Source organism: Bradyrhizobium sp. WYCCWR 13022 (assembly GCF_030435535.1).
In the GTDB taxonomy this organism is placed as follows: domain Bacteria; phylum Pseudomonadota; class Alphaproteobacteria; order Rhizobiales; family Xanthobacteraceae; genus Bradyrhizobium.
Window position 1 is genome coordinate 173,176 of record NZ_JAUIZJ010000001.1, and the last position, 18,347, is coordinate 191,522.

Genomic DNA, 18,347 nt, shown 5'->3' on the forward strand with positions numbered 1-18,347 from the left:
TTCTGTAGATTTCACCTCGTCCTTGCGGACTTCGGTGCGCAGAACACTTGGTAGAGCGTCTTCAGGATCTCGCGCGCCGGCTCGCTGGCGATCGAATAGAAGATTGTCTGCGCATCCCGCCTCGAGGACACCAGGCCATCCTTGCGAAGGAGCGCAAGATGCTGGGAGACCGTGGAGTCCCGCAAGTTCAGAAACTCTGCCAGCTCGCCGACCGATCGTTCGCCGTCGATCAGTTGGCAGATGATCAGAAGACGGTGACGGTTGGAGAGTGCCTTCAGCAAGTCGCTCGCCTGGTCGGCGGCACGCTCCATGATCTCGCTATCTATTTTCATACTTGCGTATATACGATGTTGCGAATATATAGTCAAGCGCTGCACGACAGCCGGATTTCAACCGGTGGAGCAGCCTGAACCCAACGGAGAAACCCATGGCGGAAGTTGTCGTAGTCGGAGCCGGCCTGAGCGGAACATTGATGGCCTATGAATTACTGCCCCAACTGAAAAGCGGTGATCGCCTGACCCTGGTCGCACAGGGCGCGGCCTATCATTTCGTGCCGTCGAACCCCTGGGTTGCGATCGGCTGGCGCAAGCGCGACGAGATCGAGATCGATCTCGCGGAGATCATGAAGCGCAAGGGCATCCGTCTGCTGACGCAAGGCGCCAAGCGCGTCCACCCCGCGGAAAACCGAGTCGAGCTCGGCGACGGAACGTCCATCGACTACGACTATCTGGTCGTCGCAACCGGCCCCGAACTCGCCTTCGACGAAATCCCGGGGCTCGGACCTCAGGGCTACACGCAATCCATCTGCCATGTCGATCATGCGGCGCGTGCTAAGGAAGCGTTCGAAATCCTCGCCGCCAACCCCGGCCCTGTCGTAATCGGCGCGGTCCAGGGGGCATCCTGTTTCGGGCCGGCCTACGAATTCCTGTTCATCCTCGAAACCGAGCTGCGCCGGCGAAAGCTGCGGGACCGGGTTCCGATGACGTTCGTCACCTCGGAGCCCTACATCGGCCATCTCGGTCTCGACGGCGTCGGCGATACCAAAGGTCTTCTCGAAAGCGAGATGCGCGAGAAGCACATCAAGTGGATCACGAACGCCCGCATCGACAGCGTCGGTCCCGGCACGATGTCGGTGGAGGAACTGGCAGACAACGGCACAACGCACAAAGCGCACGATCTGCCTTTCGCCTATTCGATGATGCTGCCGGCCTTCCGCGGCGTCGAGGCGGTTCGCGGCATCGAAAAGCTGACCAACCCGCGCGGCTTCGTCATCGTCGACAAGCATCAGCAGAACCCGACCTTTACCAATATTTTCGCGGTCGGCGTCTGCGTCGCGATTGCCCCCGTCGGCGCGACGCCGGTGCCGGTCGGCGTCCCCAAGACTGGTTTCATGATCGAGTCCATGGTGACGGCGACAGCGATGAACATCGGCGCCCTGCTCCGCGGCAAGCCGCCGACCGCGCAACCCACCTGGAATGCGATCTGCCTCGCCGACTTCGGCGATTCCGGCGTCGCCTTCCTCGCGCAGCCGCAAATTCCGCCGCGCAACGTCAATTGGTCGTCAAAGGGCGAGTGGGTGCACTACGCCAAGGTCGCCTTCGAGAAATACTTCCTCCGCAAGATGCGGCGCGGCGAGAGCGAGCCGTTCTACGAGCGCTTCCTGCTCGACAGGCTGAACATCGCCAAGATCAAGGAGGTTCGAACAGGCACATGAGCACGACACGCCAGGTCGTCTGTGGACATTGCGGCCGCATCAACCGCCTGCCTGACGAGCGCGCGCCGGAAGGAGCACGTTGCGGCGCCTGTCATCAGCCGATCTTCACCGGTCACCCGATCGAGGTGAATGAAGAGGCCTTTGGCCGCCATGTCGCAGGCAGCGACATTCCCGTGTTGGTCGACGTCTGGGCGCCGTGGTGCGGACCGTGCCGCGCCATGGCGCCGATGTTCGAGCGCGCAGCGCAACAGCTCGAGCCCGCTGTCCGGCTGCTGAAGCTGAATTCGGACAGCGCGCCGGCGCTGTCGTCGCGGCTCAACATCAGTGGCATTCCGACGTTGCTGCTGATGCGTGGTGGCCGCGAGATCGCCCGCCATTCCGGAGCGATGGACGCACGCGGCATCGTCGCGTGGACTGAAGCCAATCTGACCCGTTCGTAAAAAAGGAGCATGCCATGAATGTCGATAAAGCCGTTCTTGCCTTCGCAGGATGCGTCGTCCTGCTCGGACTCGCACTGGGAACCTACGTGAATGCGTACTGGTACCTGCTGACCGCCTTCGCCGGTCTCAACATGGTTCAGGCCTCGTTCACCGGCTTCTGCCCGGCCGCGATGGTCTTCAAGAAGCTCGGCCTGCGCGGCGGTTGCGCTTTCTCGTAAGACGCGCCGATGCAGCCTGTGATGCGGGGGAATTTGCCATGACCGACGACACCTTCATCGAGGGGCCTCTCTACGAGAAGCGAAGGAAGGTCTATCCACAGTCGGTACACGGCCCATTCCGCCGCATCAAATGGGCGATCCTCTGCATTACGCTCGGAACCTACTATCTGTTGCCGTTCGTGCGCTGGAATCGCGGGCCCGGCCTGCCCGACCAGGCCGTGCTGATCGACCTGCCGCATCGCCGGTTCTATTTCTTCTTCATCGAGTTGTGGCCGCAGGAGGTCTATTATTTCACGGGCTTGCTCATCATCGCGGCGATGACCCTGTTCCTGATGAACGCGGTCGCCGGCCGACTCTGGTGCGGCTACATGTGTCCGCAGACGGTGTGGACGGACTTGTTCTACGCGGTGGAGCGCTGGGTCGAGGGCGACCGGCGCGAACGCATGCAGGGCGACAAGCGCTATTGGACGTTCGATCACATCCGGAAGGTCGCGCTGAAGCACTTTCTCTGGATCATGATCGCCTGGTGGACCGGCGGAGCGTGGGTTCTCTATTTTGCCGACGCACCGACGCTGGTGAAGGATCTCGCGACCTTCCAGGCTCCCGTCGTCGCCTATCTCTGGATCGGCATCCTGACCGCCACGACCTACCTGTTCGCCGGCCACGCCCGCGAACAGGTCTGCATCTACATGTGCCCGTGGCCACGCATCCAGGCGGCGCTGACCGACGAGTGGGCCCTCAACGTCACCTATCGCCGCGACCGCGGCGAGCCGCGCATGTCGGTGAAGAAGGCGGAAGCCGCTCGCGCCCATGGCGATCCCGCCGGTGACTGTGTCGACTGCCATCAGTGCATCAATGTCTGCCCGACCGGCGTCGACATTCGTCACGGCATCCAGCTTGGCTGCATCCAGTGCGGCCTGTGCATCGACGCCTGCGACAACGTCATGCGCGAGATCGGTCGGCCCGCCGGCCTGATCGGCTACGACACCGACATCAACATGCAGCGCCGCCGCGACGGCAAGGCGCCGGTCTATCGCCTGATCCGTGCGCGCACGCTGATCTATGCCGCAGCTATTGCCGTCGTCGGGAGCATCATGCTCTATGCGCTTGCCACGCGCGCGACCATGGACGTCAACGTGCTGCACGAGCGCAATCCGCTGTTCGTTCAGCTCTCCGACGGCGGCGTGCGCAACGACTACACCGTGCGCATCCTCAACAAGGGCGCAGCGCGATCGTTCGCGCTCCAGGTCTCCGGCCTTCCGGGCGCGACCATCCGCGTTGCCGGCGTCGAGGCGGCCTCCGACGGCACACCGGTCGTCGAGGTCGGGCAGGACCAGACCCGCGAGGTTCGCCTGTCGGTGCAGGTCGATCCTGCCCATCTGCCGCAGGCATCGCGTGATATCGACATCGCGATCATCGACACGACCGGCGGCGGACACGCTAGTGCCCGCGATCACTTCGTCCCGGCAGACCAGTGACAGCGCCGGAGGACCGGCCTCGTCCTCAATGAGACGTTAACAATACCGCTTGAATTGAAGCGTGGTCCCAACGGGATTTTCCAATCTTTGCGGTAAGCATCGACCTGACAACGTCGGCTCTCGGCCGGCGTGAACGGGGACGACGGGACGTGGTCGACATCGCGCACCAGGCTGCGATCAATCCGGCATCGGCCAAGGATGCAACGCCTGCGCTCGTCCCGCTCACGGCTATCGAGCCCGGGCGATGGCGCGCGCTCGCGCGGCGGGCGATCGAGCCGAACGGCTATTATCTGCCTGCATGGGAGCTGGCCGTCAGCGCAACCGCGCGCGACCGTATCGGCGCCTCGGCCCTGTCCGTTTGCAGCACCTCCTCGACGCGGCTGATCGGCTTGATGCCGGTGGTCTCCCTTTGGAAGGCCTGGAAGATCCCCCTGCCCGCGCTGGTGAGCGCACATCCCTATGGCACGCTCTGCAGCCCGCTGATCGACCGCGACGCTTCGGTCGAGGCGGCAACGCGCTTGCTGCAACGCGCACGCGAGGCGGGTGCACATGCGCTGGTCCTGCGCGACGTTGCGCTCGATGGCGCGGCAATGGCGTCGCTCGGGCAAGCGCTCGGCCAGGCCGGCCTGAAGCCGCGCGTGCTCGGCTCGTACGTCCGTGCCAGCCTCGACGCGGCACAGGATGGCGACGGATTGCTGCACGAGGCTCTCGGCGCGAAGAAGCTCAAGGAACTGCGCCGGCAGCGCCATCGTCTGGCGGAGCATGGTGCGATCAGCTTCGACGTTGCGCGCAAGGCGGACGAGATCGAGCCTGCACTCGAAACGTTCCTGCAACTCGAAGCCAGCGGCTGGAAGGGCAAGCGCGGTACCGCGCTTGTTCAGGACGCCGGCGATGCGACTTTCATCCGCCGCGCCGTCCCGGCGCTCGCCGAGACCGCGCAATGCGAAATCGTCAGCTTGCGCGCCGGCGCGACGCCAGTTGCTGCCGGCATCGTGCTGCGCCACCAGGACCGCGCCTTCTTCTTCAAGCTCGGCATCGACGAACGCTTCGCGAAACATTCGCCGGGCGTGCAGCTCACGCTCGATCTGACGCGTCATCTCTGCGCCGATCCCACCATCGCCAGCGCGGATTCCACCGCGAGCGCTGATCATCCGATGATCAATCCGATCTGGCGCGGCCGTTTTGCGATCGGAGACGTGCTGATCCCGCTTCGGCGGCACGATCCAATGGTGGCGATGATTCACGCGGCGCTGATCGCGCGCGGCCATGCGCGCGAAACAGCGCGGCGCGCGATCCGTCTCCTCCGCAGATAGGCGCGCTACTCCGCCGCCTGCGCGTTGATCTCAGCCGAGACCTGGCGGATGGCTCGGGCGAGCAGGTTCGGATCCTGCGCGCCGGAAACGGCGTATTTCTGCGCGAACACGTAGGTCGGTACGCCGGAGATGCCTTTCTCCGCGGCTTCCTGTGCATCCGCCGAAACGCGCGCGACGTCCTCGTCGGTGGCGAGGCGCCTGCGCACATCATCGGCATCGAGGCCGACATCGGCGGCCGCCCGCACCAGCACGTTCACATCTGTGAGATCGCCGCCGTCGCGGAAATACAGTTCCATCAGGCGCTGCTTCATCTCCGGCGCCTTGCCGATCGCCTCGGCCCACAGGATCAGGCGGTGGCAGTCCGTCGTGTTGGGCTGGCGCGCGACCAGCTCGGGCTTGTAGACGAGGCCCTCTTCGCCAGCTGCGGCGACAACACGGCCGGCAATGCCCTTATAGGCCTCGACCGAGCCGAACTTGGTGGTGAGGTAGTCCTCGCGGCTGATGCCCTCGCGCGGCACCCAGGGATTGAGGAAAAAGGGACGGAAATTCAGCTTCACAGGCACGTCGGGCACGAGCGCCAGCGCACTCTCGATCCGGTGCTTGCCGATGTAGCACCAGGGGCACACCACGTCGGAGACGACATCGATCTGGAGCGGTTTGAGGGTGCTCATGGAGCGCCTCCTTCGGGCGAAGCGGGTTTGCCCCAAGATAAGCCGAACCCGCGACGAGGCAAGGGTGCGAGAAGGGTGCTACGTCATGGCTGCGGCCATTTGCCTGAGCCGCTCCGCGGTGCGCTCGTCGGCTGGAAAGAACGTCTCTAGCGCCAGCTCGGAGAGAGTGATGTCGACGGGCGTGCCGAACACCATGGTGGTGGAGAAGAAACTGAGCACCTCCCCGTTCTGGCGCAGCTTGAAGGGGATGGCGACGTTGTCGCTCGATAGAGGCCCCGCACGCGCCGGGATCGGATAGCTTCTGAGGTCGTGGTAGAGCTTGATCAATTCGGGGTCGGCCGTCGCCTCGCATTGCCGGTGCAACCGCTCGAGCAGATGCGCGCACCACTCCGCGAGATTGACCGTGCGCGGCGCCAGCCCGTCGGGGTGAAACGCGAGCCGCAACACATTGAAGGGCTGGCCGAGCAGACGCTCCGGGACGCCGGCAAGCAGCGGCGCCACCATGCGGTTGGCAGAGACCAGGTTCCAGTGCCGGTCATAGGCCAGCGCCGGATTGGGCTCGTGAGCCCTAAGGACGAGGTCGATCGCCTGACGGGCTGACTTCAAGGCGGGATCCTCCAACGGGCGCTGCGGAAAGGCCGGCGCGTAGCCGGCCGCAACCAGCAGCACGTTGCGTTCGCGCAACGGCACGTCGAGGCGCTCGGCGAGCCGAAGTACCATCTCACGCGAGGGCGCAGCGCGCCCGGTCTCGACGAAGCTCAAATGTCGCGCCGAAATCTCCGCCTCGCCCGCAAGATCGAGCTGGCTCATGCGGCGGCGCTGACGCCATTCGCGCAAATGGTCGCCGACACGGACAGGTTGGCTACGTTCGGCTTGCGCGGTGGATGCATATGCGTTCATGGCCAAAAACCTACCATGCGCATTTCACCCCATCCATTACCCCAGAGGTAATGGGTATTGGCACGTATTGTTCGAATGTCTCTTGCCCATAGGGCCTTTCCAACAACGCCGTCCGCCTTGAAATGCGTCGGCGGACGGCGCTGCTCCAGCCCCGGGAAGGGGTGATGCAAATTCCCGGTTCTCCCAGTCTGCGGTTTCGCTGACGGCGGTCAAACCAAAACCGTCTTTTTGGTGAATCGCAATACCGCAGCGCGGAAAACACCGGTCATTTGGTTGAGCCCGCGGGAAAAACAGGAAGCGTCCCGCTCCCGGGATTTGAGGGGAGCGATCCCCGCGCGGCGAATAATCTGCAAAATTCCGATAGCGTTCTCGGGCAGGATGCGAGGAATGTGCCCTCGCGGGCGTCCCTGAGGCCTTGGCAAGACCGGGAAAATTTGGCAACATTCAATTTTCGGATTTTGCCATGCCCGCTTATCTTGTCCGCTTGATTGATAGTCGCCAAATCGTCGGATTCTTCTTCGTCGATCAACCCGAACAACTTGCCAATTCGGTGAATGATTGGACGGAGGGAGATCGCTGTGAATACGTCAAGTTGCCCGCGGGAGGTCTCATGTGGCCGGGGTCGGCGGTCGCCGTGCCCATGACCCCCGGTCCGGAGAATGACGCAAATTGGGACATACCCGAGTTGCCCTTCGCCAGTGCAACCATGTCTGAATCCTGGCTCAACTTGCTCTACGGCTACCCGCCGACGCTTCGCTGGACCAAGCTAAAGCCGAGAAGAAAGACCGACTCGACGTCCCCCCCGACGCCGACACCGATGGGCTCGGGGCAGGTCATCCCCATGCGAAGACCGCGCTGATCGCCCGCAATTCGCCAGGGGAAACAGCCATGACGCCCGAGAAGCTGCGTACACACGTTACCTATCTCAGCGAAATAGCGACAGATTCCGAAAGGCGTGAAGTGTTCGTCGGCCTCACCTTCGAGGAAACCAGCTGGCTGATCGATTATCGGGAGCGGCGTGCGCGCGGCGAGTCTGGATGGAATCGGGATCAACCGATCGCTCTCGAACTCGCCGCAAGGCACAGGACGGCACACATCGCCATCGTGTCCGCGGAAGCGGAACTGGTGTTGGGCAAGCCGACTCTGAACTAGCTGCTTGGCAGATGCCTGTGACGCGATTGAACGCTCTCCGCTCCGGGACATGCAGGTTGTCGTACTGTGATACTGCAAATTCATGCGATCGGCATAAACGTTTTGAAATGTAAACTTTCATCGATAGGTATTTGCCTTGTCCTCCTCCATGGAATTGATCGTCGCTTCTCATGTTGAGTTGAAGAACCGCCGGGCGCTGGAAGAGTTGCGAGAGCACCGGCGTCGGTTGCTCGAGCAGCTACGGACGGTGTCCGGCATTGATCCGACCCGCGCCATCGAGCAGGTCGAGGAAGACATCCACGCGATCGACGACGGGCTCGAGCAACTGAAGCCGCCGCCTGGAACGCTGCCGGAGAACGACTGGCGCTGAACTAAATCCGCGCCTTCAACAGCAGCCGTGTCTGCTGCTCGATTTGAAGGGCCAGCAGTTGACGCTCGAATTTGAGCGCGGCCTGCTCGTCCAACGTGATGTGGCCCTCGCGTTCGAGAACATCGATCAGAAACACCCGGTCTTCAATGTGCCGCTGGCGCTTCTGGATGTCCTCCATGATGCTTTCGAGCTCGGTTCGAAGATCCAAATCCATAGCTTCAATCCTAATGCTGAAATGGCTGAACTATGGGACCGAGAGCTTAAACGAAGCTTGAAGTTGGAGCGTCGCGCGGCGCCCCTCACCTGACGGCCTCTCCAAACGGACATTCCCTGAACTGGGACTCAGACGGTATTTAGGTCTGAAAGCATCGTCGAGCCGCCGATGCCCTCCCGCTCAATCTGCCTCGGCCCGGGCTGTCACCGGTCCAAGCCAAATGCCCTCGCCGCGGCCTGATCCGCGATTCTATGAAGGCGGCGAGCACCAGGGATGGGATCCACAACTCGGGAAGCGCGGGAAAGCATCGAGGCCTGCGGTAAAACCTCGCGGGTTGCCAGCCCCGCACCCGGTAGGTTTTATCCCCGGGCGATCCGCCAACCCGAAGAGGTTGCCGCGCGGCAATAACGCAATTTCGTGTGAAAGATCAAACCGTCGGCTGCAATTTACACGCGCACATTGTGCGTTGCAGCAGCCGCTGGGAAGGCATGCAGGAGGTAACATATTAGGGGGTCGGGGCCGGCGCGTTCAGTTCGCGCCAATTGAAGCCCGGTCGATTGCTGCAAGCTGTGACTGAAATGTCATAGGTTGAGCCGTAGCATTTTGCTAATTCTTCCCGAGCAATAATATTTGTTAAAAGTCTTTTATGGTGGGGTCCATGAAGCCGGCGCATTTAGCCTTCGCAACGATCATCCTGGCGGCCGCCCCCGCGCAAGCCGAGCAGTTCTCAATCAACGATGCCTTGCGCCAGGCGATGCAGACCAACCCCGCGGTGGGCGAGGCGTCAGCGAACCGCCGGGCAACCGAGAGCGAGCTCCGCCAGACCCAGAGCACGCTCTTGCCGCAGGTGCGTATCGATGCGAGCTACGGTCCGGAAAAGTTCGACCAGTCGCCTGGCTTCGTAGCGCCAAGCATCGCGGTTCCAACGACCGGATCCGGACCATGGCGGAACGGGAGCCAGGAGTCGGTCGTCGTCCGACAGCTGCTTTTTGATGGTTTCACCTCCATCCACGAGGTATGGCGCCAAAACGCGCGGGTGAACGCCGCCGCGGCGCGTGTCAAGGAACGAACCGAACTGATCGCCCTCGATGCCGCCGAGGCTTACGTCGACGTCGTGCGCTACATGCGCCTGGTCGGCCTCGCCGAGCAGAACGTCGCCAATCATGACAAGATCTTCTCGAACGTGAACTCCCGCTTTTCGGGCGGGCGGGCCGGTGAAGGTGATCTCGAGCAGTCGAGGGAGCGCGTTGAGAATGCTCGGGCCGCCTTGGCCGAATTTCGCCGCAGCCTCGAGGATGCGCGGGCGAAATACCGCAAGGTCGTCGGCATAGAGCCCTACAATTTGCGCTTCCCGGGCCCGTTGCGGGGGCTTCCGGCCACCCGCGACGAAGCGCTCGCGGTGACGCTGCGGTTCAACTCCACGATCAACGCGGCCCAGTCCGACGTCGATGCCGCCAAGCACGCCTTCAAGTCCACGGACGGCCTGTTTTCCCCGAAGTTCTATCTCGAAGGTCGGGCAACGCACTACGACAACTCCTTCCCTTACGTTGCAGCCGCCGGCTCGCCCGCCGTCACGCATGAGGATTATAGCGGCAAGGTCGTGATGTCCTGGGACATCTTCCGCGGCGGACAGGACGCCTGGAATCGCTCGGAAAAGGCTGAACGGTTTACCGAGGCGACCGCCCGGCACGCCCGCTTGCAGCGGGATGCCTATGAGTCGATCGACAAGGCCTGGAACGCCCGCACCGTGACTCAGACGCGCATTTCCGCATTGACCGGCCAGCTGGAGGCGGATCGGAAGACCATTGCCGCCTTCCAGAAGGAATATGAGCTCGGCCAACGCTCCCTCATCGATCTTCTGAACGCCCAGAATCAGTTCTTCAACGCCCAGGTTTCGCTGACGTCGGCACGCGCGGTCGTGGTGTTTGCCGACTACCAGTTGCTCGCGGCGACCGGGACCTTGATCGAATATCTGAAGGCCGCTCCTCCCGTCGACGCAGCCCCGACCGATCTGAACCTGTTCGGCCTTCCCGACTACAAGCCGCCGACGTTCCGCTGGACACTTCCCCAGAGCGGTTCCGAGCCGCTGCGGGTTGCGGTCCCGGCGCCGACCGCCGCGCCCGTTCGCCTGTCCTACGCTGCGAGTGAACCCGCCACGTCGGCTTTCGGTGCACGGTTCTCGGGCGAACCTGCCAAGACGGAGGCGTCAGCCAAGGTTCCAGGCGTGTCGGCCTGGTTCGCGCAGCGGGAAAGCTCAGCCGGACCGATCGTCCTCGAAAGTTCGACCAGCCAGCGCAGCTCGTACGCTCCGACCGAAAAGCCCCATTGGCTGCTGACGGCATTTTCGCCAACTTCGAAGTAATCCAGTCGAACGACCGACTTGCAAAAGCCCGCACGACCGTGCGGGCTTTTTGTTTTGGTTCGCCCCGATAACGTACGGATAGCCTTGCAAAGCCGCGACCGTTAATCCTTAATCTCGACCATTCAAATAAGTAAATGAATTAACTAGCGATTTATCGTATCCTTCAGCGACTTTACCGAGCTTGCTTTCATCGTTTTCATTTAAGGCGTATCAGCTTGTTGTTCCATCGAGCAAAGAAGTCTTTGGTCCAGGATGCACGGCCGACCAAGAGCGGCGAGGAGCATACGGCATCAGGAGAGGACGAGAGGATTGGAGCGAAAGACCGCGATCCGTTGGTGGACTCGCTCATCTTTCTCGCTGGACATCACGGCAGAGCTGTAACCCGGGAGGGTTTGCTCGGCGGCTTGCCGATCCCGGACGGGCGCCTGACGGTGTCTCTCTACGACCGGGCGGCGCGGCGCGCCGGCCTGGAGACTGAGGCCACCAAGCGCAGATTGACGGACATTCCGTCCCTCGTCCTACCCGTCGTCCTGATCATGAAGAATGGAACGACGCTGATCCTGCTGAGCGTCGACGAGGACAAGCGTCTCGCCAGGGTGATCGATCCAAGCGAACGACCGCATGTCCCACGGATGTTGGCACTGGATACCATCATTGCCGACTATACGGGTTACGCGTTTCTCGTTCGCGCCGCCGCAGAGTCGGACGCGCGAGCTGTTGCTGCCGGCAGCCTTCCCCGTCAGCACTGGTTCTGGTCCGTCGTAAGGGCGCATTGGCGCAACTACGGACACATCGCGCTGGCAGCGCTGCTCATCAACATTCTGGCCCTGGCGATGCCGCTCTTCACGATGAGCGTCTATGACCGGGTCATCCCGAACGGGGCTATCCCTTCGCTGATAGCTCTTTCCATCGGCATGGGTCTGGCAATCGCCTTCGATCTCGTCCTGCGCATGGTCAGGAGCAAGATGATCGACGTCACCGGCAAGACCATCGATGTCGTCCTTGCGGCCAACATCTTCGAGCATGTTATGGCTGTGAAGATGTCGCAACGGCCGACCTCGGTCGGCATTATTGCCAACCAGCTCCGGGATTTCGATTCCGTTCGCGAATTCTTCACGTCCGGCAGCGTGGTCTCGGCAACCGATTTGCTGTTTGCCATCCTGTTCGTCGCCGTTCTGTTCGTCGTTGCCGGACCCTTGGCCTGGGTCCCGCTGCTGATGCTGCCGGTAATGATCGGAATTGGCCTCGTGCTGCAACGTCCTCTCAATCGGGCGATGAAGCGCTTGCAGGCGGAATCGGCGGCCCGCCACGGGGTCCTCGTCGAGTCGCTTGCAGGGCTCGAGACCGTGCGCGCGTCGGGTGGCGAGGCACGGATGCAGACGGCCTGGGAGCGCTCGGTCGCCGCGACGGCCAGATCCGGTGAGGCCGTGCACTTCTGGTCCTCCCTGGCATTGACCGCAGCCAACTCGGCGCAGATGTTGACCAGCCTGCTCCTGATCGTCATCGGCGTCTTTCTGATTCAGAACGGCACCCTGACGGTCGGTGCGCTGGTCGCGGCCAACATGCTGGCCGGACGGGTGCTTTCTCCGATTGCGGGCATCGCATCGGTGATTACGCGCGGCACTCAGACTTTCTCGTCGCTCAAATCCATCGATCGCATCATGACGCTGGAACGGGAGCGTTCACCTGAACGAACCTATGTCGCCAGAAAGATCGAGCAAGGCACGATCAGTTTCGACAATGTGTCGTTCACCTACCCTAACGCTCCCGGAAAGGCGCTCGACAAGGTCACGTTCAAGATTCAGAGCGGCGAGCGCGTTGGAATCATCGGGCGAGTTGGTTCAGGTAAGACCACCGTCGGGCGCCTGTTGCTCTCCTTCTACGAGGCGCAGGACGGTCGCATTCTGGTCGATGGCGTGGACTCGCGCCAATACGATCCCGCTGACCTGCGCGCCGGCATCGGCTTTGCGATGCAGGATACCGACCTATTTTTCGGCAAGCTGCGCGACAACATCACGCTGGGTTATCCCGCTGCAACGGACGAGGAAGTGCTCGCCGCAGCGCGCCTGTCCGGCGTCGAAAGCTTCATTGCCGGTCATCCCATGGGCTATGACATGCCCATTGCAGAGGGCGGACGCAGCCTCTCGGGAGGGCAGAAGCAGGCCATCGGCCTCGCGCGCGTCTTGATCCGAAAACCGAGGATCCTGTTTCTGGACGAGCCAACCGCCCATTTCGACGTGCGCAGCGAGAGTGAATTCCTCGAGCGGCTGAAAAATCTCGACGATGCGAAGATGACCATCATCATCTCCACTCACCGTCTTTCGCTCCTGAGCATGGTCGACCGCCTGCTGCTGTTCGACAACGGCCGCCTGGTCGCCGACGGACCGCGCGACCAGGTCCTGAGCCTGCTGCAAGGCAAGGCCCAATCCGCCGAGCCTGCCGCACCGCCCAGAGTTGTTCAACCCGTCCAGGCTGCGCAGAAATCCAATGTCAGCTGATTTCAGTTACGCCAACGACATCCGCGCGGCCGTCAAGCTGAAGACGCCGAGAACGTCGCGCATGTTGCTGTGGGCCTTCTTGGCCCTGTTCGCCACATTCCTGGTCTGGGCTCATTTTGCCGTGCTTGAAGAGGTCAAGCGCGGCAACGGCAAGGTCGTCCCGTCGCGGCAGATGCAGGTCGTCCAGTCGCTGGAAGGCGGGATCGTCGGCGACATCCTCGTCCAGGAGGGAGCAGTGGTTCAGCAGGGGCAATCCCTGATGCGCATCGACGATACCAAGTTTGCTTCGGAGTTCGGCGAGATACGGGAAAGGCGCGCCTCGATGGCCGCCCGTTTCGCGCGCCTCGAGGCTGAAGCGAACGGCCGCAGCGAGGTTGTTTTTCCCGACCAGATCGAGGGCGTCGTCCCCGCCGCCGTGACGACAGAACGGAGCGTGTTCAAGACCCGCGCGCTGAAAGTGGCGCAGGACGTCGACGTACTCAATCAACAGATCGCGAGGCTGACCCAGACATCGGGCCTGCTCGATCGCGAGCTCACGCTGACGCGCAAGCTCTACGATCAGAAGGTCGTTCCCGAAATCGAAATGCTTCGACTGGAGCGCCAATCGGCAGAGGCGAAAGGTCAGATTGCGGAGGCCAAGGCAAAGATTGCGACCACGATCTCGACCTTCCGAGCCCAGGCGGACGAAGATCTGGCCAAGACGCGCGCCGACCTCGCCGTCCTGGACGAGAACATCAAGTCTGCGCAGGATAGGGTACGTCGGACGGATCTGCGTTCGCCGGTTCGCGGCATCGTCAACAAGCTGAACGTCACCACGATCGGCGCGGTCGTTCAGCCCGGCGCGAACCTCATGGACATCGTCCCGCTCGACGACACCTTGCTGGTCGAGGGCAAGATCAGGCCGCAGGATATCGCCTTCATCCGCCCGGGCCAGGATGCCGTCGTCAAGATATCCGCCTACGACTCCTCGGTGTACGGCCATCTGGCCGGCAAGGTCGAGCGGATCAGCGCCGACACGATCCTCGACGACAAGGGCGAGTCGGCGCAGCGACCGGAAACCTACTATCGCGTGATGGTTCGAACCGACAAGAACCATCTCGGCACCGAGGAAAACCCGCTTCCGATCATTCCGGGCATGATCACGACGGTCGAGATATTGACCGGCAAGAAGAGCGTTCTGGATTACATCATGAAGCCGGCCCGCACGCTGCGGGATGAAGCTCTGCGCGAGCACTAGGGCCCCCCGCGATCCGCCTTGCTTAATGCGTCCCTAACGCGCGATGCCAAGCTTTAGCATTGCTGGAGGGGCGCCATTCATCGCGCCGGCTCATTCCCGGCTGCGCTTCCCCGGTTTTAACCCGACTTAAGCGCGCCCGCGCGCACGCTCACTCCCGATAAACAGGTCGGGATGACGATCAGGCGCGCAAAGACGCCGGCGACGTCCCGAAATATGGGGACGGTCAATGAAGTCGCGTTTGGGACTGCGGCAGCAGGGCGTTGTGGCGCTCGCGGCGGCCGTACTGGTTGCGCTTGGCGTGGCTGCGACGCCGGTCGCTTTTGCGGCTGACGCCGGGCCGGTTGATCCGACTGAAATCGCGCCATCCGGTGCTGATGCGATCCAGGGGCCCGCGACATTCTTCACGATCAACGCGGTGCTCGCAAAGCTTGACCGCGAACATGGCCGCGGCCCGAATGCCATTCGCCTGGCGGCGCTCGCGCCCCCCTCCTCCACGGCCACGGATGCCATGCCTGAGGCCGCCTCTCCGGCGGCCGCAACGCTCGGCGATGAACCCTTCGGCCTCTTTACGTTCCGCGCACCCGACAGCGACATCTGGCGCAAATGGCGCGCGGTTGAAGTCGAGATGGGCAAGGACCAGGCCGTGCTCGAGCGCTGCCGGTCCGACGCCGGAAGCTGCCCCTCTTACGCTGCCCAGTTCCTCAGGCTCGTCGGCGCCGTCAAGGCCAAGTCCGGACGCGCCCGGCTCGAGGAAGTCAATCTGGGGGTCAACACGGCGATCCGCTATGTCAGCGACCTGGTCCAGCATCATGAGCTCGACCGCTGGAGTTCGCCGCTGGCGAGCTTTGCGACGGGCAAGGGCGATTGCGAAGATTACGCGATCGCCAAATACGCCGCATTGCGCGAAGCGGGTATCCCCGATGCCGACATGCGCCTGCTCCTCGTCCGTGACCGCACGGTCCGACAGGACCACGCCGTGCTCGCGGCCCGGCTCGACGGCCACTGGCTGATCCTGGACAACCGCTGGGCTGGCCTGCGGGAGGACAATGGCGAGCTCAACTTCGCGCCGCTGTTCGCGATCAATCACGACGGCGTCAATCTGTTCGCCAAGCCCTATGCGAAGGCTACGCCGCTCGCGGCAGAAGCCGCGCCCGCGGCCGCGGGATCGGAATGGGCAGGTTCGGAGCCGGTGGATGCGGGCGGCGGTGGGGCGCTGGGTTCGCTGCCACTGCTTCTGTGAACGGTGGCCCGATCGCGCATCGGGAAATCAAAAGCCCGCGCGAGCAACGCTCGCGCGGGCTTCTTCATCAGCTCACTTCGTCATCAAGCGACGTGTACGTTCGCGGCTGCAGGGACGCCGGTAGAGAGATGCGCCAGTTGAACCTGGTCCGATCCCGTTCCGTTGGCCGAGAACCAAAGGTTATGGTTCGTCGCATCAAAGTAGAACTTATCGGTCGCCGTACTCTCCGCCCAAGCCGCACCACCCGACGTCGGAGCTCCGGCGCCTGAATTGAATTGAGTGGCGCCATTGATCGCCGAGGCATTGCTGATCGTGAGGAAATGATCGGCCACGTCAACGACGATGCTATCACCGGCATTGAAGTCGGCGATCGTGACATTCGCACCGCCATTGCCTTGAAGCACGAAGGTATCGTTGCCGCCATTGCCGGTTAGGGTATCGGTCCCGGCGCGGCTGGCAATCAGGATGTCGTCGCCCGCCCCGCCGTTCAGCACATCCGTGCCGCCGGTGCTGTTCGCGCCGCCATCAAGGACACTTCCAGTGCTGGCAGCAGTGAGTGTGTCGGCAAAGGAAGAGCCGACTGCATTTTCGAAGCCACTGATCGTGTCACCGGCAGCGTAGCCGCCGCTGACGACATTGGTAGCCAAGTTCACGCTCACACCGGCCGTCGAGTTGCTGTAGTCAACCGTGTCGCCGGTACCGGTGCCTCCTGCAAGGACGTCGGCGTGAGAGCTGGCAACCACATCTTCGGCGGCGGAATTGGTGCCAGTCAGATTGTATCCGCCGGAACCATTGGTCGTACCACCCAACGAGACCGCGAGATTGGTCGATGCGCTGGCAGTATCGCCATCGAAGTCCGTGATCGTCGGCGCGAAGGTCAACGTAGTGTTGCCAACGGACTCCGCGCCGCTGATCGATGTCACCAGAAGCTTGTCGTCGTAGGAATTGCTGGTGAAATTGTAGCTATGACCATTGAAGGTCAAGCTTCCGCCACCGACGTTTTCGACGTCGATCCGGCCGAACGCGGAGAAGCTGCCGGTGCTGTCGAGAGCACCGTTGGCGACGCCCCAGTGTGCGGCGTCCACCACGATTGCCGTTCCATCCGCCTGCTGAATAAGCTCTTGGCCAAGAATGGTGCCGCTGTCATCCCTGATGGTAATCAGGAATGCTTCCAACGTGCCGTTCGACTTGCCGATGCCGATCGTCACCGAACTCTGATCGCCGACCCGAGCGGAGTCTCCGGCGATATTGTTGAACTGGAAGAATACGGTCTCGTTGGTATCGAGGTTGCCGTTGTTGACGCCGAGACCGCCACCACCACCATTGTTGATGAAGACCTTGTTGCCGCTGTTCGGGTCGGTATTGGAGGTGGAATAGCCATCGATCAGGATGCTGCGACCCGCGATGCTGTCCGTGCCACTTTGGCCTGTGAACACACCGTTCGTGATCGTCGCGTAGTCTGAATTTCCTGGGGGCAGCGTCGTGAAGTTGAATGGCAGGAACGTCTGCAAGGAGTTCGAGACGAGGTGGAAATCATACGTGCCGTTCGCCGCCATCGTCAGCGTGAAAAACTCGTTGTTTCCAAGTCCGGCCTGGGCATCCGCCTGGGTAACGTAAGCAAACATCTCGGCAGAATGCGTGGTCGTGTCGTAGTGGGTGTATTCGTAGAACGTATACGACGTCGAACCGCTGGTGACCTTGACCGAGAAGACCTCCTCGTTTGCAGGATTATGCGTGCCCGTATCGGTAATCACATAGGTTTCGCCGCTCGGGGCTGTTCCCATCGCGATGCCGATCGCCGCCGTGGCGCTCGGCCCGTCCGCCCCGAAGGACGGCTGCCAGGTGCCATGAGCATCGGTGCCATTGACGCTGGGCATGATCGCATTCTGGATCGCACCGATCAGTGGCACGTCGTCGATGATTGTGATCTTGAAGTCGCTCGAAAGCGGGACGCTATCGCCATCGGCGTCGACCGCCTTGACAAGTCCCGACAGGTCGAAGGTGTTCGACGTGTCGATATTGTCGCCGGTCGGCGTGTGCTGGATCGGAGCAAGATCCTGGAACTGCCACGAACCATCAGCATGGATCGTGAGCGTGAACACGGCGATACCGTTGGCGCCACCAGCGTATGCGGTCAGCACGTTGCCGGAGATCGCCGCATAGTTGACCGCCACAACGGTGCCCGAAGACGTGTGGGTCGACATCCCAAGTCCCGCCAGCGACGCGCCGTTGGACAGAGCAAACTGGAAGGCCGCCGTTGAGGTGCCGTCCGCGCCCTGCCCGGCGCCATCGGCACCGAAATTCACCAGAGCAGTCAGGGAGCCTGCAGCGCCTGATGCAGACGTCGGCTGACCGGGATCGTTTCCGACCGTTCCGACGACATCGATCAAAAGCCCTCCTTCATCGACCGATCCCGTCACCGTACCAGCTTTCAGGCTCGGGCCGTCGTCCTGGATGCTCAGCTGCTTGCCGAGGTCGATCGTCGCCGCCTGATGGTCGCCGTCCGCGTCCGTGATCGTCGCCGTCAGCGTCACCAGGTT

Annotated in this window: 17 protein-coding genes; 12 read left to right on the top strand and 5 right to left on the bottom strand. The window is 62.4% G+C overall.

What is annotated here, in order from left to right:
* Window positions 1–11: 11 nt before the first annotated feature.
* Entirely contained in the window at window positions 12–311 is a 300-nt protein-coding gene (locus QY049_RS00885; protein WP_194481908.1) for a helix-turn-helix transcriptional regulator, read from the bottom strand.
* Window positions 312–427: 116 nt separating this feature from the next.
* Between QY049_RS00885 and QY049_RS00890 the strand changes: the two genes are divergently transcribed.
* The 5 genes from QY049_RS00890 (at window position 428) to QY049_RS00910 (ending at window position 5,163) form a co-directional block, all read left to right on the top strand.
* Window positions 428–1,714: an NAD(P)/FAD-dependent oxidoreductase gene (locus QY049_RS00890; RefSeq protein WP_301268614.1), complete on the top strand. Its 1,287-nt coding sequence runs from the start codon at window positions 428–430 to the stop codon at window positions 1,712–1,714.
* On the top strand, window positions 1,711–2,154 hold the full coding sequence (gene trxC, locus QY049_RS00895; RefSeq protein ID WP_194481906.1) for a thioredoxin TrxC: 444 nt from the start codon (window positions 1,711–1,713) through the stop codon (window positions 2,152–2,154). Before QY049_RS00890 ends, trxC begins: the two co-directional genes overlap by 4 nt.
* A 14-nt stretch (window positions 2,155–2,168) precedes the next feature.
* Complete coding sequence (locus QY049_RS00900) at window positions 2,169–2,372, top strand: DUF2892 domain-containing protein (protein WP_194481905.1); 204 nt, start codon at window positions 2,169–2,171, stop codon at window positions 2,370–2,372.
* Window positions 2,373–2,410: 38 nt separating this feature from the next.
* The gene (gene ccoG / locus QY049_RS00905) at window positions 2,411–3,850 is read left to right on the top strand and encodes a cytochrome c oxidase accessory protein CcoG (RefSeq protein ID WP_301268615.1); all 1,440 of its coding nucleotides are present in this window, start codon (window positions 2,411–2,413) and stop codon (window positions 3,848–3,850) included.
* A gap of 149 nt (window positions 3,851–3,999) precedes the next feature.
* Complete coding sequence (locus QY049_RS00910; protein ID WP_194481903.1) at window positions 4,000–5,163, top strand: GNAT family N-acetyltransferase; 1,164 nt, start codon at window positions 4,000–4,002, stop codon at window positions 5,161–5,163.
* A 5-nt stretch (window positions 5,164–5,168) separates the two neighbouring features.
* Here the strand turns inward: QY049_RS00910 and QY049_RS00915 are convergent, their stop codons facing one another.
* Window positions 5,169–5,834, bottom strand: coding sequence for a DsbA family oxidoreductase (locus QY049_RS00915; protein ID WP_194481902.1), 666 nt, complete (start codon window positions 5,832–5,834; stop codon window positions 5,169–5,171).
* Window positions 5,835–5,912: 78 nt separating this feature from the next.
* Entirely contained in the window at window positions 5,913–6,734 is an 822-nt protein-coding gene (locus tag QY049_RS00920) for a helix-turn-helix domain-containing protein (protein ID WP_194481901.1), read from the bottom strand.
* A gap of 463 nt (window positions 6,735–7,197) precedes the next feature.
* Between QY049_RS00920 and QY049_RS00925 the strand changes: the two genes are divergently transcribed.
* From QY049_RS00925 to QY049_RS00935, 3 genes are all read left to right on the top strand, one after another.
* Window positions 7,198–7,593 (top strand): hypothetical protein, encoded by a 396-nt coding sequence (locus QY049_RS00925; RefSeq protein WP_194481900.1) that lies wholly within the window; start codon window positions 7,198–7,200, stop codon window positions 7,591–7,593.
* 29 nt (window positions 7,594–7,622) lie between these two features.
* Window positions 7,623–7,886 carry a hypothetical protein gene (locus tag QY049_RS00930; protein ID WP_194481899.1) on the top strand — a complete coding sequence of 88 codons (264 nt, stop codon included), beginning with the start codon at window positions 7,623–7,625 and terminating at the stop codon, window positions 7,884–7,886.
* Window positions 7,887–8,034: 148 nt separating this feature from the next.
* Window positions 8,035–8,256 (top strand): hypothetical protein, encoded by a 222-nt coding sequence (locus QY049_RS00935; protein WP_246755801.1) that lies wholly within the window; start codon window positions 8,035–8,037, stop codon window positions 8,254–8,256.
* Between the two features lies 1 nt (window position 8,257).
* Here QY049_RS00935 and QY049_RS00940 read toward each other — a convergent pair whose 3' ends face one another.
* Window positions 8,258–8,434, bottom strand: coding sequence for a hypothetical protein (locus tag QY049_RS00940; protein WP_194481897.1), 177 nt, complete (start codon window positions 8,432–8,434; stop codon window positions 8,258–8,260).
* Window positions 8,435–9,128: 694 nt separating this feature from the next.
* Between QY049_RS00940 and QY049_RS00945 the strand changes: the two genes are divergently transcribed.
* The 4 genes from QY049_RS00945 (at window position 9,129) to QY049_RS00960 (ending at window position 15,807) form a co-directional block, all read left to right on the top strand.
* Window positions 9,129–10,832 (top strand): TolC family outer membrane protein, encoded by a 1,704-nt coding sequence (locus tag QY049_RS00945; protein WP_194481896.1) that lies wholly within the window; start codon window positions 9,129–9,131, stop codon window positions 10,830–10,832.
* A gap of 335 nt (window positions 10,833–11,167) precedes the next feature.
* On the top strand, window positions 11,168–13,330 hold the full coding sequence (locus QY049_RS00950) for a type I secretion system permease/ATPase (protein WP_301268616.1): 2,163 nt from the start codon (window positions 11,168–11,170) through the stop codon (window positions 13,328–13,330).
* Window positions 13,320–14,567 (top strand): HlyD family type I secretion periplasmic adaptor subunit, encoded by a 1,248-nt coding sequence (locus QY049_RS00955; RefSeq protein WP_258766316.1) that lies wholly within the window; start codon window positions 13,320–13,322, stop codon window positions 14,565–14,567. Before QY049_RS00950 ends, QY049_RS00955 begins: the two co-directional genes overlap by 11 nt.
* A 226-nt stretch (window positions 14,568–14,793) precedes the next feature.
* Window positions 14,794–15,807 carry a transglutaminase-like cysteine peptidase gene (locus tag QY049_RS00960; RefSeq protein ID WP_301268617.1) on the top strand — a complete coding sequence of 338 codons (1,014 nt, stop codon included), beginning with the start codon at window positions 14,794–14,796 and terminating at the stop codon, window positions 15,805–15,807.
* An 83-nt stretch (window positions 15,808–15,890) separates the two neighbouring features.
* Here QY049_RS00960 and QY049_RS00965 read toward each other — a convergent pair.
* On the bottom strand, window positions 15,891–18,347 hold a 2,457-nt coding region (locus QY049_RS00965; protein ID WP_301268618.1), incomplete at its 5' end, for a hypothetical protein.

Bases quoted from the DNA above. Each gene is read 5' to 3' on its own strand.
- QY049_RS00885 (WP_194481908.1), bottom strand. From the start codon at position 311: ATGGAGCGTGCCGCCGACCAGGCGAGCGACTTGCTGAAGGCACTCTCC.
- QY049_RS00890 (WP_301268614.1), top strand. From the start codon at position 428: ATGGCGGAAGTTGTCGTAGTCGGAGCCGGCCTGAGCGGAACATTGATG.
- trxC (WP_194481906.1), top strand. From the start codon at position 1,711: ATGAGCACGACACGCCAGGTCGTCTGTGGACATTGCGGCCGCATCAAC.
- QY049_RS00900 (WP_194481905.1), top strand. From the start codon at position 2,169: ATGAATGTCGATAAAGCCGTTCTTGCCTTCGCAGGATGCGTCGTCCTG.
- ccoG (WP_301268615.1), top strand. From the start codon at position 2,411: ATGACCGACGACACCTTCATCGAGGGGCCTCTCTACGAGAAGCGAAGG.
- QY049_RS00915 (WP_194481902.1), bottom strand. From the start codon at position 5,834: ATGAGCACCCTCAAACCGCTCCAGATCGATGTCGTCTCCGACGTGGTG.
- QY049_RS00920 (WP_194481901.1), bottom strand. From the start codon at position 6,734: ATGAACGCATATGCATCCACCGCGCAAGCCGAACGTAGCCAACCTGTC.
- QY049_RS00925 (WP_194481900.1), top strand. From the start codon at position 7,198: ATGCCCGCTTATCTTGTCCGCTTGATTGATAGTCGCCAAATCGTCGGA.
- QY049_RS00930 (WP_194481899.1), top strand. From the start codon at position 7,623: ATGACGCCCGAGAAGCTGCGTACACACGTTACCTATCTCAGCGAAATA.
- QY049_RS00935 (WP_246755801.1), top strand. From the start codon at position 8,035: ATGGAATTGATCGTCGCTTCTCATGTTGAGTTGAAGAACCGCCGGGCG.
- QY049_RS00940 (WP_194481897.1), bottom strand. From the start codon at position 8,434: ATGGAGGACATCCAGAAGCGCCAGCGGCACATTGAAGACCGGGTGTTT.
- QY049_RS00945 (WP_194481896.1), top strand. From the start codon at position 9,129: ATGAAGCCGGCGCATTTAGCCTTCGCAACGATCATCCTGGCGGCCGCC.
- QY049_RS00955 (WP_258766316.1), top strand. From the start codon at position 13,320: ATGTCAGCTGATTTCAGTTACGCCAACGACATCCGCGCGGCCGTCAAG.
- QY049_RS00960 (WP_301268617.1), top strand. From the start codon at position 14,794: ATGAAGTCGCGTTTGGGACTGCGGCAGCAGGGCGTTGTGGCGCTCGCG.